The sequence below is a fragment of the Oliverpabstia intestinalis genome (genome assembly GCF_009696065.1).
In the GTDB taxonomy this organism is placed as follows: Bacteria; Bacillota; Clostridia; order Lachnospirales; family Lachnospiraceae; genus Oliverpabstia; species Oliverpabstia intestinalis.
In genome coordinates this window covers 111,044-128,397 of record NZ_VUMS01000005.1, presented here as the reverse complement: position 1 = coordinate 128,397, position 17,354 = coordinate 111,044, and the positions used below count along the sequence as shown (strand labels likewise).

At 46.0% G+C, this 17,354-nt stretch carries 12 protein-coding genes; 4 read left to right on the top strand and 8 right to left on the bottom strand.

What is annotated here, in order from left to right; translation table 11 throughout:
- Positions 1-3 precede the first annotated feature (3 nt).
- From FYJ57_RS03855 to FYJ57_RS03825, 7 genes are all read right to left on the bottom strand, one after another.
- Complete coding sequence (locus FYJ57_RS03855; RefSeq protein WP_154431596.1) at positions 4-2,010, bottom strand: glycoside hydrolase family 31 protein; 2,007 nt, start codon at positions 2,008-2,010, stop codon at positions 4-6.
- A gap of 139 nt (positions 2,011-2,149) precedes the next feature.
- Positions 2,150-2,932 carry a polysaccharide deacetylase family protein gene (locus FYJ57_RS03850; RefSeq protein ID WP_154431595.1) on the bottom strand — a complete coding sequence of 261 codons (783 nt, stop codon included), beginning with the start codon at positions 2,930-2,932 and terminating at the stop codon, positions 2,150-2,152.
- 465 nt (positions 2,933-3,397) lie between these two features.
- Complete coding sequence (locus FYJ57_RS03845) at positions 3,398-3,898, bottom strand: COG2426 family protein (protein WP_022172726.1); 501 nt, start codon at positions 3,896-3,898, stop codon at positions 3,398-3,400.
- A gap of 9 nt (positions 3,899-3,907) precedes the next feature.
- Positions 3,908-4,963 (bottom strand): histidinol-phosphate transaminase, encoded by a 1,056-nt coding sequence (hisC, locus tag FYJ57_RS03840; RefSeq protein ID WP_106492504.1) that lies wholly within the window; start codon positions 4,961-4,963, stop codon positions 3,908-3,910.
- 374 nt (positions 4,964-5,337) lie between these two features.
- Complete coding sequence (locus FYJ57_RS03835) at positions 5,338-7,068, bottom strand: ABC transporter ATP-binding protein (RefSeq protein ID WP_154431594.1); 1,731 nt, start codon at positions 7,066-7,068, stop codon at positions 5,338-5,340.
- 125 nt (positions 7,069-7,193) lie between these two features.
- Positions 7,194-8,120 (bottom strand): calcium/sodium antiporter, encoded by a 927-nt coding sequence (locus tag FYJ57_RS03830; protein WP_235904378.1) that lies wholly within the window; start codon positions 8,118-8,120, stop codon positions 7,194-7,196.
- Between the two features lie 262 nt (positions 8,121-8,382).
- Positions 8,383-9,669, bottom strand: coding sequence for an O-acetylhomoserine aminocarboxypropyltransferase/cysteine synthase family protein (locus FYJ57_RS03825; protein ID WP_106492502.1), 1,287 nt, complete (start codon positions 9,667-9,669; stop codon positions 8,383-8,385).
- 480 nt (positions 9,670-10,149) lie between these two features.
- Between FYJ57_RS03825 and FYJ57_RS03820 the strand changes: the two genes are divergently transcribed.
- The 3 genes from FYJ57_RS03820 (at position 10,150) to FYJ57_RS03810 (ending at position 13,283) form a co-directional block, all read left to right on the top strand.
- The gene (locus FYJ57_RS03820) at positions 10,150-11,523 is read left to right on the top strand and encodes an NAD(P)/FAD-dependent oxidoreductase (protein WP_154431593.1); all 1,374 of its coding nucleotides are present in this window, start codon (positions 10,150-10,152) and stop codon (positions 11,521-11,523) included.
- Between the two features lie 264 nt (positions 11,524-11,787).
- A complete protein-coding gene (locus FYJ57_RS03815) occupies positions 11,788-12,525 on the top strand; it encodes a hypothetical protein (RefSeq protein WP_154431592.1) in 738 nt (245 codons plus the stop codon).
- A 26-nt stretch (positions 12,526-12,551) separates the two neighbouring features.
- Complete coding sequence (locus tag FYJ57_RS03810; RefSeq protein ID WP_154431591.1) at positions 12,552-13,283, top strand: histidine phosphatase family protein; 732 nt, start codon at positions 12,552-12,554, stop codon at positions 13,281-13,283.
- A gap of 159 nt (positions 13,284-13,442) precedes the next feature.
- Here FYJ57_RS03810 and FYJ57_RS03805 read toward each other — a convergent pair whose 3' ends face one another.
- Positions 13,443-16,340 (bottom strand): YhgE/Pip domain-containing protein, encoded by a 2,898-nt coding sequence (locus FYJ57_RS03805; protein WP_154431590.1) that lies wholly within the window; start codon positions 16,338-16,340, stop codon positions 13,443-13,445.
- Between the two features lie 365 nt (positions 16,341-16,705).
- Between FYJ57_RS03805 and FYJ57_RS03800 the strand changes: the two genes are divergently transcribed.
- Entirely contained in the window at positions 16,706-17,329 is a 624-nt protein-coding gene (locus FYJ57_RS03800) for a TetR/AcrR family transcriptional regulator (protein ID WP_106493199.1), read from the top strand.
- Positions 17,330-17,354 lie beyond the last annotated feature (25 nt).

Here is a 17,354-nt window from a genome sequence, read left to right as displayed (position 1 = left end):
GTTTTATTTTTCTGCTTCCATACGAAGAACGGTGATGTGCGCCGGATTCTCGTAATCTTTCTCATATCCGTTATCGTTGTAGTACTCGTACTCAGCAACATTGTCTACAAAACCGATGCACTCCGGATGATCAAAGTCTACTTCGTCCACACACTGTCCACCTGTTGCCATCGGAATCAGGTGATCCGGACGGATGAAGAAGATCACATCAGTCAGGGCTACTTCCACATAATGATCCCCCTTCTCCAGGATCTCTTCTTCTTTTGTTCCATCTTCTTTAAATCGAACCAGTTTCATACGCTCCGGCAGATAGACGTAACGACCTTCGGCGTTCTGCTCATATACCGGTGCGATCATCATACCGTCACCCAGTAAAAGCTGATCTTCTACTTTGACCGCACGTCTGTCTTCCGGATAATCGAAAGCCAGCGGACGGAACATCATCCCGTCTCTCAAAACGGCTTTCATGTATTCGCTGTACAGATATGGCAGTAATTTATAACGCATGCCGATGATATGACGGAATCCATCGATTTTTTCAAAACGATATGCTTCCTGTACACGGGTTCCCATAGCGGAATGGTTTCTCATCAGTGGAGTGAAGATTCCCAGTTCCAGCCATCTCAGTACCAGATCTTCTGTAGTATCTACACCGAATCCACCAAGGTCAGCTCCTGTATACAGGAAACCGCACATATTCAGGGACGGCATCATTTTCAGATTCAGCAGAATGTGTGACCACCAGGACTTGTTATCTCCCTGCCAGATTCCTCCGTAACGGTGCATTCCGATATAGGAAGAACGGGAGAACATCAGGATACGTTTGTCTGGCTCCAGACGTTCAAAGGCTTCTCCTGCCGCACGGGTCATATTATATCCAAACAGGTTATGTACTCTGTCATGGCGGATCTTTTCCCCGTTCATATTATGATAAAATACTTTGTAATCTTCGGTATTATTAGACAGGCTGTGTACCAGGCCGTTGAACTCGTAGTATTTGTCCATATCCAGATTCTGCCCTTTGAATCGATCCAGTTCTTCCAGAACGTCTTTCAGACGGTCTTCGGTATAGAAGATTGCCGGCTCATTCATATCATTCCAGAATCCCTCTACGCCCTGATCCAGCAGAAACTGATATTTATTTCCAAACCATTCTCTCGCTTCTTTATTCAGCATATCCGGGAACAGTGCTTTTCCCGGCCATACAGCTGCAACAAACGGAGAACCGTCTTCTTTCTTACAGAAGTATCCTTTTTCCAGACCTTCTTCATACACATCATATCCTTTTTCCTGTTTTACACCGGCATCGATGATCGGAACAAGATGGATATGTTCTTTTTTCATTTCTTCGTTAAATGCCGCAAAATCCGGGAAGGCCTCGTTATTCAGGGTAAAGTCTTTGTATCTTTCCATATAGTCGATATCCAGATACACACTGTCCAGCGGAATGTTCAGTTCTCTGTGTTTTTTCACGACCTCACGAACTTCGTCTGCACTCATATAACTCCAGCGACTCTGACCATAACCAAATGCCCATTTTGGAGCAATGTAGCTGCGGCCAACCAGATGACGGAACTGTCTTACGATATCTTTGATATCCTCACCGGTAATAATATACACATCCAGATTCCAGTCAGATGCTGTGATCACCAGCTCTTCTGAACGGGTATATCCCACATCGAAACGGATAATTCCAGGATAATCCACAAAAATACCAAAGGTTTCTTTGCCGTCTACTACCAGGAAGTTGTGTGCACCATAGAGGGAATGACGGTCTTCTTTGTGATCCGGTTCATCACTGCATTTGCTCTCATAGTACCAGCCCCTTTTGTTGATTCCACGAACATTTTCTCCCAGTCCATAAATCTGATCTTTGTCTTCCATGGTATAAGACAGAGTCATCGCCTGCTCATCCACAGTAAAATAAGGCAGTGCACCGTTTTCCTGTTCCGGTTTGTTTAACACGGCTTCTGTTTCAATCACGTTTCCATACACGTATCTGCGAATCATAGTTTTCTTACCTCCATAAATCTTTAGTTCTATCCCGATAACGTTCCCGCATCTTTGTTGCTGTTTCGTTACCTCTCTTTTTCTTTAGTATACAGGATATTCCATGAAAAAAATTGCCCTATTTTAACTGAAAGTTACTTTATTTTGACTTTTCCGGAATCTGTCTGCCATCCGTTGTCATCCGATAGCGATCTTTGTAAACCATCTGTGACACCGTTACCGCCTCATATCCCTCCTCTTTCAGCCGGGGATGCAGCAATTTCACCATTTCTCCGGTATTTTCTCCTTCCCCATGGAAGCGGAGAATCTCACCATCCCGGATCGTACAGGACTGCAGCAGCTGCCTGACAAGTTCACTGGCTTCATACTCTTTCCAGTCCATGCTGTCGACACTCCATGCCACCGGATAGCTTCCGCAGGCATATATCGTCCGGAGTACTTCATTATTATATTCCCCGCCGGGAATACGGAAAAATACACATGGCTCCTCTGTAACTGTTCCAATCGTCTCCCTGATCTTCCGAAGTTCCTTCCTGCACGCTTTCGCCGTCATCTGTTCCACGCATACCGCCTGTTCACCCAATCCCTGTATCTCATGTCCCTGCTGACAGATCTGTATTGCCAGACTCCTGTGGTTCTCGATCCAGGACGGAGTGGCAAAAAATGTGGCAGGAATTTCCTGCTGCTGCAGAATCTGTAACATCTGTTCTGCCTGCCCCTTCCCGATTTGCGTTCCACTCAGTTCAAAGGTATAAGCTATCTGCTTTTTCCCGGTTTGCACAGAACAGATCGGCAGCTCCTGCCCGTTCACACTGGTACTTGCCGTGACAACCTTTTTCCCCACTTGTGCCCGGTAAAAAACAGACAACCCGGTGATCAGCACAAGTGCCAGGGCTCCCACACCCCACATTCCCTTTTTCATGTTTTTCGTCCATTCCCCGGCATTCTCTCTTTACTATATGGACACAGGAGGCGTTATATGACTCCGTTATTCACGTAAACCACATTGGTCCGGTGAAGCAATCTTGCTCATCACAGCAGTCCTCAAAAGCTCATATAAGCACATCATATTATTCGATATCCGCAGAAATTGAAAAAGCTGTCTCCGGACATCCATCCGTGACAGCCTGTTATCCATTTTTTTATTTAACTCACGTAACTGTTCAGTACCTTCACAGTTACGAGCCAAAATGCATTTAAACGATAAAAACACGCTTTGCGAGTTTTTATCGTTATCGCGGCACTCCTCAAGGTTCCGTGCAAGCACGGACTTTGACTCGTTGCTCGCGTAAATCACCTTCGATGATGGCATTTTGGCTTGTATGTCTCGGGATTTTGGCATATTCATGCCAAAACGCCTCGCGGTACAGTGGCTACTGAATAGTTACTAACTCACGATATTTCCCACCAGTACATAAGATACAATGTACATGATCACCGTCGCCATGGCAATTCCGCAGAAAATGGCCAGTGAGGATTTTTTAATATCGATGCCAAGCAGGGACGCAATCAGAGCACCCGTCCATGCACCGGTTCCCGGAAGGGGGATTCCCACAAATAACACCAGCCCCCAGAATTCATATTGCTGGATCTTTTCACTTCTTCCCATCGCCCGGTTTTCCAGTTTTTCAATCAGTCCCCGGAAGCATTTTATTTTTTTCATCCACTGGAAGATCTTCTTGATAAACAGCAGGATAAACGGAATGGGTAAAATATTTCCGATAATACAGATCGGGATTGCCTGAACAGCGGATACTTTCAGAAGCGAACTGGCAAGCAGTCCTCCTCGAAGTTCCAGAAGCGGCATCATCGAAATCAGAAAAACGACTGCTTTCTCCGATATATAAGGTCCTAAAGTTGCGGCAAACCATGTGACAAGTGATTCCATATATTTCTCCTATTTTTTATATTTTTTTAAGAATTCAATCAATTTTTCCATATCTTCCTGTGTTCCAATGGTAATACGCAGATAATTGGCAATTCTCGGTTTGTTAAAGTAACGAACGATGATATTGGCTTCCCGAAGCGCTGCAAACAGATCTGCTGCAGGAATCTCCGGGTGAGAGGCAAAGATAAAGTTCGCCTTGGAATCTCCGAAAACAAACCCGAGTTTTGTCAGTTCCTTCTTGGTCCACTCTCTGGTCTCCACCACTTTATGCACTGTTTCCTCAAAATATGCCCTGTCAGCGATCGCAGCTGCCCCGAGCGCCAGAGTGGTCTGATCCATGGTATAGGAATTGAAAGAATATTTCACATCGTTCAGATATTTGATCAGTACCGGATTACCCATGGCATAGCCGATACGCATACCTGCCATTCCTCTGGATTTGGAAAAGGTCTGAACCACCAGAAGGTTATCGTACTTTTCGATCAATGGCAGCGCAGATGCCGCACCAAAGTCCACATAAGCTTCATCCACAACTACGATCACATCCGGATTGGCTTTGATGATTGCTTCCACGTCCTGCATGCCAAGCTCCACACCGGTCGGTGCGTTTGGGTTAGGGAAAATAATTCCTCCGTTTTCCCGGAAATAGTCTTCTTTCCGGATCGTAAAATCATCGGTCAGCGGAACCGTCTCATACGGGATCCGCAGCATATCTGCCCACACATCGTAAAAAGAATAGGTGATATCCGGGAACAAAATCGGCTTTTTGGAATTAAAAAATGTCATAAAAATCATCGCCAGAACATCGTCAGAACCTACGCCCACAAACACCTGGTCTTCCTGTAGCTGATAAAAATCAGCGATGCCTTTCACCAGTACGGAAGCTGCCGGATCCGGATACAGACGCATACAGTCCACATCGATCGCTTTCAGTGCCTCTGCCACTTTCGGTGACGGCGGATATGGGTTCTCATTGGTGTTCAGTTTGATCAGATTTTGTACTTTTGGCTGTTCGCCCGGTACGTAGGGAACTACTTTCCGGACATTCTCTTCCCATGTTTTCATCGGTATCTCCTCATTCTTTCCTGCATCTGTGTCAGACTGCCTGCTTCGCGTCTTCTGCACATTTTTACGCACTACTGTGTATTATAAATATATTCGACACTTAAGTCAACGGAAGATATACACTAAAAAAGGTCCACCGGACCTTTTTGTCGTATGCTTGGCAACAGAAAATGACCGGCAGATCTTCGCATACCGGTCATTATATGATACCAGAGTCCCAGATTCAGAAATCTGACAAAAACATGAGTAAGTAGCCATTTTTCAAAGAAAAATGAGCGGATTGCGAATGTTTTTGAGGATTGTGAGAGTCCGAAGTACGGAACAATCCTGTATCAAAGGAGCAAAATACCTTTTGACACAAACATCATAATACATCAAAATTGCATATTGTACAATCCAGCATAGATACCACCCTGAGCCAGCAGACTTTTATGGGTTCCCTCTTCTGCAATACCGTCTTCTGTCAATACCAGGATTCTCTGTGCGTTTCGAATCGTCGATAACCGATGGGCGATCACAAACGTGGTTCTGTCTTTGGCAAGCATTTCCAGAGAATGCTGCACGATCTTTTCACTCTCGTTATCCAGTGCTGAAGTCGCTTCGTCAAAAATCAGAACAGGTGGATTCTTTAAGAATACCCGGGCGATGGAAAGTCGTTGCTTCTGACCGCCGGAAAGCTTTACACCCCTCTGTCCGATATCCGTATGATACCCCTCCGGCAGGCTCATGATGAATTCATGGGCATTTGCCGCCATGGCTGCATTCACCACTTCTTCATCGGTAGCTCCCGGTTTTCCGTAACGGATATTTTCCAGGATCGTTCCGGCAAACAGATAGACATCCTGCTGCACGATACCGATCTGTCTCCGCAGATCTTTTAGTTTCACATCTCTAATATCGATGCCATCCAGCAAAACAGCTCCTCCGGTTACATCATAGAATCGGGGAATCAGGGAACACAGAGTTGTTTTTCCTGCACCGCTGCTTCCGACTAACGCTACATATTCTCCCGGCTTCACATCCAGATTTACATGAGACAGTACATTTTCTTTATTTTCACTGTAATGGAACGATACATCCTCAAACTGAATCTCTCCCTTCACCCGATCCAGAGACTGTGCATCCTCTTTGTCTTTGATATCCGGTGCAATACTCATAATCTCCAGGAAACGTTCGTAACCGCTATAACCGTTCTGGAACTGTTCCGTGAAGTTTACCAGCTTTTTCACCGGTTCGGTGAAGTTATTAATATATAGAAGAAAGGTCACCAGATCCGCTGTGGAAAGTTCCCCTTTCATCATCAGCCATGCACCCATCAGCAGGGATCCAACCGTGATCAGTGTGGAAAATACTCCCATCCCGGAATTGTAAGACCCCATAAACCGGTATGTCCTTTTCTTCGATGCCACAAACCGGCTGTTGCCTTCCTCGAACTTATCCATCTCGGTCTCTTCATTGCTGAAAGATTTAACTACACGGATACCGGAAAGACTGTCCTCAATCTGGCTGTTAATATCTGCGATTCTGGCACGGTTTTCCCGGAATGCCCCACGCATCCGGTTATTCATCCCTACCGCATAAAGCAGCATGATCACTACAAAACCGATTGCAACTAACGCCAGTTTTGCATTGATCATCAACAGGATAATAAATGCTCCCACCAGCTTGATCGTGGAGATGACCACATCTTCCGGTCCATGATGTAACAGTTCTGTGATATCAAACAGGTCACTGGTGATTCTTGAGAGCAGATGTCCCACTTTCTGATTATCGAAAAATGCAAAGGACAGCTTCTGGTAATGTCCGAAGATTTCATTTCGCATATCGTGTTCGATCTTCGCACCCATCACATGACCATAATACCCGATAAAATAGTTACAGTATCCTTCTACGATCACCAGCAGCACCATAAAAATCCCCAGCCGGATGATGGTCGAGGATGCTTCCTCAATAGGAAGCAGCACAACAGTTCCCGTAATATACCGCACCATCAACGGAATCACAAGGGTAATGGCTGCTCCGATCATTGCAAACACCATATCCGCCAGGAACAGCCCCTTATACGGTTTGTAATACGCCGACAATTTTTTCTTTTTGTTCTCCATATTTTTTCCTCCCAAAGTTTCTGCCATACTTTTTCATTCCATGCCATTTAGTATAGTAGTACCTTCCGGAAAGTGCAATGTAGAATCTTGTATACTTTTTCTTTTATTCCGAAATTTTCAAAAAACTACATCAGATACATAAAATAAGCCAGATAAGCTATCAGCATCACAATACCCGCCGGCCTGGTCAGTGCCCGTTTTCTCCAGATACAGACCCATAACAGAAGCCCGGCTCCCAGCGCTATCACCGTATCGATGCCAAATCCCGGGAGAAACTCCACCGGAACAATCAGTGCTGCCGTACCTACCACGAACAAAATATTGAAAATATTGCTTCCCACGATATTTCCGATCGCAATATCTGCTTTTCCCTTCCGTGCTGCAAACACCGAGGTGAACAGCTCCGGAAGGGATGTTCCAAGTGCCACCACCGTAAGACCGATCACACGCTCACTGATTCCCAGCACCCTTGCAATTGCCTTTGCCGCATCCACGGTAACATCACTTCCCCAGACCACCAGCAGTAGTCCCAGTACCGTTGCAAGGAGCAATTTCCACATCGGTTTTGCTTCCTCCTCGACCACTTCTTCTTTGTTCTTTTTTGCACAATAAAACAGATATCCCAGATAAAGTAAGAATGCCACCCAGAGGATAACACCTTCGCTGAGTGTAATCTGATTTCCGCTTTTTCCCAGTACCAGTAACAGAACTGTAATTATCATCATATAAGGAATCTCGATCCATATCGTAGATTTCTGTACCGCCACCGTTGTGATCACCGCAGTAATACCAAGAATGATCAGAATATTCAAAATATTGCTCCCCACAATGTTTCCGATCGTAATTCCCGCGTTCCCTTTTAACGCCGAGTTGATACTCACTGCGGCCTCCGGCATACTTGTTCCCATGGCCACAATGGTCAGTCCGACTACCAGCTGGGGAATTCCGAATCGCTCTGCAATTCCCGACGCTCCATCCACAAACCAGTCAGCACCTTTTACCAGCATCAAAAAGCCCAACACCAGTAACAACACCTGTAAAATCATTTGCATTCTCTTTTCCTCCTGCTTTCCGTGTGCCCTGGAAATGTCCGGTTCTTTGTCGGCGCTTCTTTTATATAGAAAAAGAACGAGACTTCCACCGCACACAAATAATGCGATAAAAGTCTCGTTCTTCTTTCAGTAGATTCCCCGGTCTTTCGACGTGATGACGAGGCACCCAACACCTGACTGGTGTGAACTACTCCCTGTTATCTTCTATTAGAATATCAAAGGACAGCTTCACATGTCAATCAGAAAATTTCAATATTTTATGTTATTTGATTGCTTCGAAACCATGCTCCAGATCAGCGATGATATCGTCGATGTTTTCTGTACCGATGGACAGACGTACAGTGCTTGGTGTGATACCGCCTTCTCGCAGTTCCTCTTCATTCATCTGAGAATGAGTGGTGGATGCCGGATGGATAACCAGAGATTTTACGTCTGCTACGTTAGCCAGCAGTGAGAACAATTCCAGAGATTCTGTGAATTTCTGTGCTTTCTCCTGTCCGCCCTTTACTTCGAAAGTAAAGATGGAAGCTGCACCGTTCGGGAAATATTTGTTATACAGATCCAGCTGATGGCCTTCTGCCAGAGATGGATGGTTTACTTTTTCTACCTGTGGATGGTTCTTCAGGAATTCTACAACCTTCAGAGCATTTTCCACATGACGTTCTACACGAAGAGACAGTGTCTCCAGTCCCTGCAGAAGCAGGAAAGAGTTAAATGGAGAAATGGTAGCTCCCTGATCTCTCATCAGAGTAGTACGGATCTTCATTACATAAGCGATGTTTCCGCATGCTTCGCTGAATACAACACCATGGTAAGATGGGTTTGGTTTTGTGATTCCCGGGAACTTGTCGTTCTGAGTCCAGTCGAATTTGCCGCCATCAACGATCACACCACCCATTACGCTTCCGTGTCCACCCATGAACTTGGTTGCGGAATGTACGACGATGTCTGCGCCATGCTCCAGTGGACGAAGCAGGAACGGTGTAGCAAATGTGCTATCTACAATCAGCGGAATACCGTTTTCATGAGCTACTGCAGATACCGCTTCCAGATCCAGTACATCGGAGTTTGGATTGCCCAGTGTCTCACCATACAGAAGTTTGGTGTTTGGCTGAATGGCTTTACGGAAGTTCTCCGGATCAGAAGGATCTACAAATGTTACGGAGATTCCCTGCTCTTTTAAAGTATTTGCAAACAGGTTGTATGTTCCACCATAAACGTGTGCAGAAGATACGATATGATCACCTGCTGTCGCAATGTTTTGTACTGCATATGTGATAGCTGCGGAACCGGTTGCTGTAGCCAGAGCTGCTGCGCCGCCTTCCAGTGCTGCTACTCTCTCTTCGAAAACAGAGCTTGTCGGGTTCATCAGACGGGAATAGATGTTACCGCCTTCTGTCAGTCCGAAACGTCCTGCTGCCTGCGCGGAATCTTTGAATACATAAGATGTTGTTGCATAGATCGGCACTGCTCTCGCATCGGTAGCCGGGTCCGGATGTTCCTGTCCTGCATGTACCTGTAAAGTTTCAAATTTATAATTCTTGCTCATAGTCTTTTCTCCTCTTATTCTTTCTGTAATATCGAATCCCTCTTGGGTCATTAGTTTCACTTTTTACTTTTTCTTCCGCTCTTCGGACTGCTGTTCGCCGGATCCGCTGCGGAATCTCTGACGGTCACACTTTTGTGCTTCACATTCGTCCAAATCTGTAATTGTGGCGGACTAATAAGGGTAATCTCTCTTTCATTTCCCTATTCCCTACCTCTCTAGTATGTTTATGAGCATATATTACCACCATATCCCCACCACGTCAATAGGTTTTTACATTTTTTTCCTCATTTTCTTTTTCTCCCTATTCCTTGACAAGTACTTCATCCTTTCGATATAATGAAACAGAGAACTCAAACGAACACATGGCTTTCGCATGAAAACGCCCCGCGGGATACCCCTGCGTGAGTACAGACTCGTATTCTTTCCATGGATACGGGCTTTTTTTATGCGTTCAGTCTTACGAAAACAGAGGTGACAATTATGATGTATGATGTAATTATTGTCGGAGCCGGTCCTGGAGGAATCTTTTCTGCCTATGAACTGGTTCAGAAAAAACCGGGGTTGAAAATTGCTGTATTTGAGGCGGGTAATCCGTTAAGCAAACGCCACTGCCCCATCGACGGCGAAAAAGTAAAAACCTGTATCGGTTGCAAAACCTGCGCGATCATGAGCGGTTTCGGCGGTGCCGGTGCATTTTCCGATGGAAAATACAATATCACCAACGACTTCGGCGGAACTCTTTACGAGCATATCGGAAAAAAGACTGCCCTGGATCTGATGAAATACGTGGATGAGATCAATGTCTCCCACGGTGGCGAGAATACCCGTATGTTCTCCACAGCCGGAACCAAATTCAAAAAGCTGTGCATCCAGAACAAGCTGAAGCTGCTGGATGCTTCCGTCCGTCATCTGGGAACGGATATCAACTATGTCGTTCTGGAAAATCTGTACAACGAACTGAAAGAGCAGGTGGATTTCTTCTTCCTGACTCCGGTAACTTCTGTCGAATATAACGATTCCATGTACACCCTGCACTACGGCAAGAATGAGACTGCCACCTGCAAACAGTGTATCATCTCCGTCGGACGAAGCGGCAGCAAATGGATGGAAACTGTCTGTAAAGATCTGCAGATTCCTACGAAGTCCAACCGTGTCGACCTGGGCGTTCGTGTGGAACTTCCGGCTGTTGTCTTCTCCCATCTGACCGATGAGCTGTATGAGAGCAAGATCGTATACCGTACCGAGAAGTTCGAGGATAATGTCCGTACCTTCTGTATGAATCCGAACGGCATCGTGGTAAATGAAAATACAAACGGTATCATAACCGCAAACGGCCACAGCTACGAAGATCCGGCAAAATACACGGAAAATACCAACTTTGCCCTGCTGGTATCCAAACACTTCTCCGAGCCATTCAAGGACAGTAACGGATACGGCGAGAGTATCGCCCGTCTATCCAACATGCTTGGCGGCGGTGTTATCGTACAGCGTTTCGGTGATCTGGTTCGCGGCCGGCGCAGTACGGTCAGCCGTATCGAAGAAGGTCTGGTTCGCCCGACTCTGTCCGCCACTCCCGGAGATCTGAGTCTGGTTCTGCCAAAACGTATCCTGGATGGTATCATCGAGATGATCTATGCCCTGGATAAGATCGCACCGGGCACGGCAAATGACGATACTCTGCTGTACGGTGTCGAAGTGAAATTCTATAATATGGAAGTGGATATCGATGAGCATCTGGAAAGCCCCTACAAAGGTCTTTATATCATCGGCGACGGAAGCGGCGTCACCCACTCCCTGTCCCATGCATCTGCCAGCGGCGTGTATGTGGCAAGAAGAATCGCGGAAACTTTATAAACTGTTGTTTATTCGCATGTAACTGTTCAGTACCTTCACAGTTACGAGCCAAAATGCATAAAAAATCACCTTCGGTGATGGCATTTTGGCTTGTATGTCTCGGGATTTTGACATATTCATGTCAAAACACCTCGCGGGACAATGGCTACTGAATAGTTACATTCGCATCAAGAAAATGGATCTATCGAATCCTTGATTGCTATGTAATGTAATTGAAAAGGGTCATGTTCCGGCACATTTTTCTATTCTATACGGAGGATTTTTATGACAGATAACATCATTCATACTCCACGAAAAACTTCTCTATCCGAAACCGGCTCACGAAGTCTCACCTCGGAACTTTCCGTGCAGCGACCGGAAGGTGCTTCCTACGGCGGCAGCCAGACCTGGTTTTCTTCTCCTTCCATCCGCGGATACGGCTGCGGTCTGATCGCGGCGCACGATCTGCTGTGGTATCTGGAACGGAAAGAATCTCTGACAGCACAGACGGACCGTCATCGTTCCGGAGAACAGCCCGTCAGTGATTCCCGCTCCTGGGAGGACTATGAGCGATCTGTAAAAAGACTGCATCGACTCTTTCCGATTCTTCCCCGTCTCGGAATCAACGGACTGATGCTCTCCGCAGGACTGAATCTGGCCTTCTTACTCCGCCGTCTTCCTTACCGTGCCTGCTGGCATATCGGGTATCGGAATACCGGAAAGGAGATCAGCCGGCTGCTTAGTCAGGATATCCCGGTCATTCTATCCATCGGCGGTAATTTCCCCCTGATCTGGAAGAAAGACCGGCTTCCTCTGTACAAGAAAACCGGCGATGGAGTTTACATAAAATCTTCTTCCACCCGTGCACACTATATCACTGTTACCGGCATCGAACACGGATGGCTGCGGATCAGCAGCTGGGGACAGGAGTGGTATATCAACTGGAGAGAATACCGGAACTTTGCATGGATAAAAAGCTGTCCGCTGTTTTCCAATATCTGCTATATTACCAGAAAACATTGATTATTTTACACACAGGAGGCTATTATATGAAATTACTGATTGTCCGTCACGGGGATCCGGATTATACCATCGATTCCCTGACGCCAAAAGGATGGAAAGAAGTAGGCTACCTTTCCGAAAAACTAGCAAAACTCGATGTGAAAGCCTTTTATGTCTCTCCTCTCGGAAGAGCCAGAGACACTGCCTCTCTGACCTTGAAGAAAATGAACCGCACTGCCACCGAAGAACCTTGGCTTCGCGAATTTGATGCACGGATCCACCGCCCGGACGTCCCGGAAAAGGAAATGATCTCCTGGGACTGGCTGCCACAGGACTGGACCGCAGAACCCCGCTTTTACCTGCCGGATGAATGGTGGAAAGTTCCTGTGATGATGGAAGGACATGTCAAAGAAGAATATGACTGGGTAACCACCAACTTCGATGCCCTGCTCGCCAGTCACGGGTATGTCCGTGACGGTCTTACCTACCGCGCAGAGCACGCAAACAACGATACGATTGTCTTCTTCTGCCACTTCGGTCTGGAATGTGTCCTGTTAAGTCACCTGCTGCACATTTCCCCGATGGTTTTGTGGCACGGCACCTGCGCTGCTCCAAGCTCCGTCACAACCCTCGTCACCGAAGAGCGCCGCCCGGGGATCGCATATTTCCGTATGAGTTCTTTCGGAGATATTTCCCACCTGTACGTCAAAGACGAGCCACCGGCATTCGCAGCGCGGTTTTGTGAGTGCTATGACAATGAGGATGAGAGACACGATTAATTGCTATCTGGATGTACCGGTACATCGTTTCGTAAATAACTGTATCATTCACGCAGGATACGGATTCGAGTGTGCAGTTCAAAAAACAGTTGCTATCGAATCTCATATAGAGATTTCGGTAGCAACTGTTTTTTTATTGTTCCTTATGTAACTGTTCTCTTATGCCAGTCCTTTTTCTTCCAGGAAATCATGGAAAATCGGTTTTCCTGCTTTGATCCGTCTGGTGCGGAACTGGAATTCGATGATGGTCAGGATCGTAAATACGATTGTGATCACACACATAACAATAACTGGTGTCCGGATGCTTTCTCCTGCGCAGATGACGCTTCGGAAGGCATCTACGGAATAGGTGAACGGTACCCATGCATGAATCTTCGATACGAATGCCGGTGAAAGCTGTACCGGATAGGTTCCGGCGGAACCTGCCAGCTGGATAACCATGAATACCAGCATCAGGAAGCTTCCTACTTTACCAAGGCTGATATTGAAGAAGTACATGATCGAGGTAAATGCCACGGAAGTCAGGCAGGCAAATGCCACTGCCTTACCCATCTGGGCCGGGGTAAATCCGTCAAATACATGAAGCAGGAAGATCACCAGGATACCCTGCAGAAGCGCCAGTGGATATAATACAGAAGCTTTGCTTCCCCACCATGCGAATCCGGATTTTAATTTTCCGTTGTATTTTGTCAGCGGATACATCAGACAGAAAGCAAGTGCTCCAACCCACAGACCTACGGACATCATGTACGGTGCCATCGCATGACCGTTGTTCGGTACTTCTGTCATTTTTGCTTCATCATCATCTACAGGAGCTGCAATCATCTCATAATTTACATCTTCTGCTTTATTTTCTTTTACAGTTTCGGCTCCGTCTGCCAGACTGCTCTGGAGTGTATCGGAACCATCGTCCAGTTTCTTTAATCCATCACCCAGTTCTTTGGAACCGTCATATAACTGACTGGATCCATCCTGGATCTGACCGGCACCATCGGTAAGCTGTGCGGCACCGCTGTTTAATTTGCCGTTGTTTGCTACTAAAGTTTTTGTTCCATTATATAAGGTGGATGTACCATTTGCCAGTGTGGTGGCTCCGCTTCCCAGTGTCTTCGCACCATCGGCAAGCTGCTGTGTTCCGCTTGTCAGTGCTGCGCTGTTACTGTTCAGAGTGGATACACCAGCGGTGTAAGCAGTAAGTCCGGTATTCAACGTCTGAGCACCGGCTGCCAATGTTTCAATTCCCGCATCCAGTGTCTTCATTCCTTCTGCTGCTGCCGGGAAAGAGGATGTCGCATTCTGTAATTGAGTAAGACCTGCAGATACCTGGCTTACACCTTTATTGACATTTGCTGCACCAGCACTTGCGGACTGTAGTGCTGCTGAAAGCTGTTTGATAGAATCCGTGGAAAGATCTTTTGTCTGATCCTGAAGATCTTTCGCTCCTGCTGCCAAACTATTTGCTCCTGCTGTGAGTCCGGTCGCATACTGTTCAAGTCCGGCTGCCGCAGCTGAGAGACTTTCGTTTGCCTCTTCCATACCGGAAGTAATCGCTGTTGTTGTACTGTTCGCTTTGCTCACATAAGCCTCTGTATTCACGGTGTCTACAGAGCCTGTATTCGCTGCTGCGCTGTTTAATGTACTTACCAGATTATTCAGCGTCTGTGCATCTATCACAATACTTCCGTCATCCTGTTTCGTACATGCTGAAAGCTGCTGTGCTGCTGAAGTCATTGTGACAGAAGCACTCTGTAATTTTGTATTAGCCGTCTGAATCTTGCTATTGCCGTCATTGGCTGCACTTTTTGCGATTGTTGCATATCCGCTCAAAGCATTTGCAACATTCTCCTGCATATTACTGATTCCTGTAGCAGCCTTATTCACAATACCTGCTACTTCCGTAACAGAACTGCTGGCATTCTGAATGCCACTCACTGCACTGCCCAGTCCCTGACTCAGTTTCGCAAGCTGTTCCGCACTCGCTGAATGTTCAAGAGTACTTACACTTTTACTGATCTGTTCCAAACCTGCTGCCAACTGTGCAGTTCCATTCTGCAATGTTCCTGTTTTATCAGCGCCGGTTACCGCATTGTTCAGATTTACGATTCCCGCATAAACCTGTCCGATATTTTCCAGCCCGGACAACTGTTTTGCTCCGGCTGCCAGCTGCTCACTTCCCTCTGCCAGCTGTTTACTTCCGGAGTTCAGTGCCTCGGAGTTGCTGTTCAGGGTTGCTACGCCATCGGTGTATTCTTTCACACCGGAGTTCAGCCGATCCACACCGTTAGTCAGTGTCGGAAGACTTGCGGTCAATGTGCTGACACCGTCATCCAGCTGTTTTGCTCCGTCATTGACCTGTGAAACACCGTCGGTATATGATTTCAGTCCTTCGGTCAGTTCCTCAGATCCCTCTTTGAAAGTCAGGGTACTGTCTGCCAGAACTTTCAGGTTATCTGTGATTTTCTTATTACCATCATATGCATCGTCCATACCGTCTTTGATCTTTTTTGCCCCGTCGGCTGCTTCCTGCATACCGTCTCCGGCGGTTCCGATCTGATCAAAAATAGCTTCCGCATAGGTTTTGGTTACTTCCTCACGGATGCTTGTTTTAATCTTGCCCAGAGCCGTTTCACTTAACTTGGAAGCAATGTAATTGGTTCCCGGATTCGTCTCATAATTCAGGATCATTTTTTCCGGCTGATCATCCATGACCGTTGCCGCATTGGCAGAGAAATCCTTCGGAATGGTAATTACCATATAATAGGTACCATTTTTCAGACCTTCCTTTGCCACATCTGCGTCTACAAAGTTGAATGCCAGTGAATCATTTTCTTTCAGATTATCCACCAGTTGATCTCCAACTGTCAGTGTAGTATCTCCGTACTCGGCTGGCTCATCTTCATTGACGATGGCTACTGGAAGTTTATCCACATTTCCGTAGGGATCCCACATGGATGCCAGGAAAAGCCCCGCGTAAATCGCAGGGATCAGCGCAATTACGATGACTACTAAAAGCAAAATCTTGTTGTGAAATAAACTTTTCCACTCTTGTTTTAGCATTGTATCCCTTCCTTTTTGATGTATTTGTCGACTTTTTTCTATTAATGGATGTGTATTCCATTATTCGTTTTTTATTCTATTAGTAGATTAAAAAGCTATTAGTCGACAATATGTTGATTTTCTTTTCGGAATGTATTATACTAAAGAAAGATAAGAGATACAAGCATCACATTTCTTTTCAATCGTTTATTACTGGACGTTTTGTATTGTATATGTCTATTTGAGATTCTTAAAAATTTCTAATAAATTTCAGGAATTTTTGTTTATATTTTTTTCAGATATGATTTTAAATCTTCCCGGGAAGTTTTCTTGACCAAAAAAACTCTTTGAGAAAATACGGGAGATACAATAAAAGGGGGATTTTTATGGAAACGAAAAAAGGAGAAAAAATGGATCGCCGGGTGCGAAAAACCCGTGCACAGCTTCGCGCCGGTCTTGCCAGACTGATGCAGCAGAAAAATATTAAAGAAATCACGGTAAAAGAACTGGTGGATGAGATTGATATCAACCGTTCCACTTTTTATCTGCATTACACAGACATTTACCAGATGCTTCAGAGCATAGAGGGCGAACTGATGGAAGATATTCTGGAAGCCATCAAAGAGCATCCGCTGGATCCGGGAATGAAAGAAGAAGGGTATTCTTTTGCCATCCAGCTGTTTCGGATTCTGGCTGCCAACAAGGATATCTGTGCGGCACTGATGGGGCCGAACGGCGATATGGCTTTTGTGGAAAAGATTGAAAAACTGGTCGAGGACGCTGTTTTGCCGGAACTTTTTACGATGTTCCCACAGAATGTCAACGACATCAAATACGCCTACGCTTTCTGCATCAACGGCTGCGTGGGAATGATCAAATGCTGGCTTACCGGTGATTCCAACGATACTCCGGAGCACATGGCATATCTGACTCACAATATTGTTTCCGAGGCGCCTCGTAATTTTGCAGCAAAAGTTTTAAATTCTGCGCAGGAAAGGACAACAGTCTGAGAAATACGACGATCTGCAAAAAAAT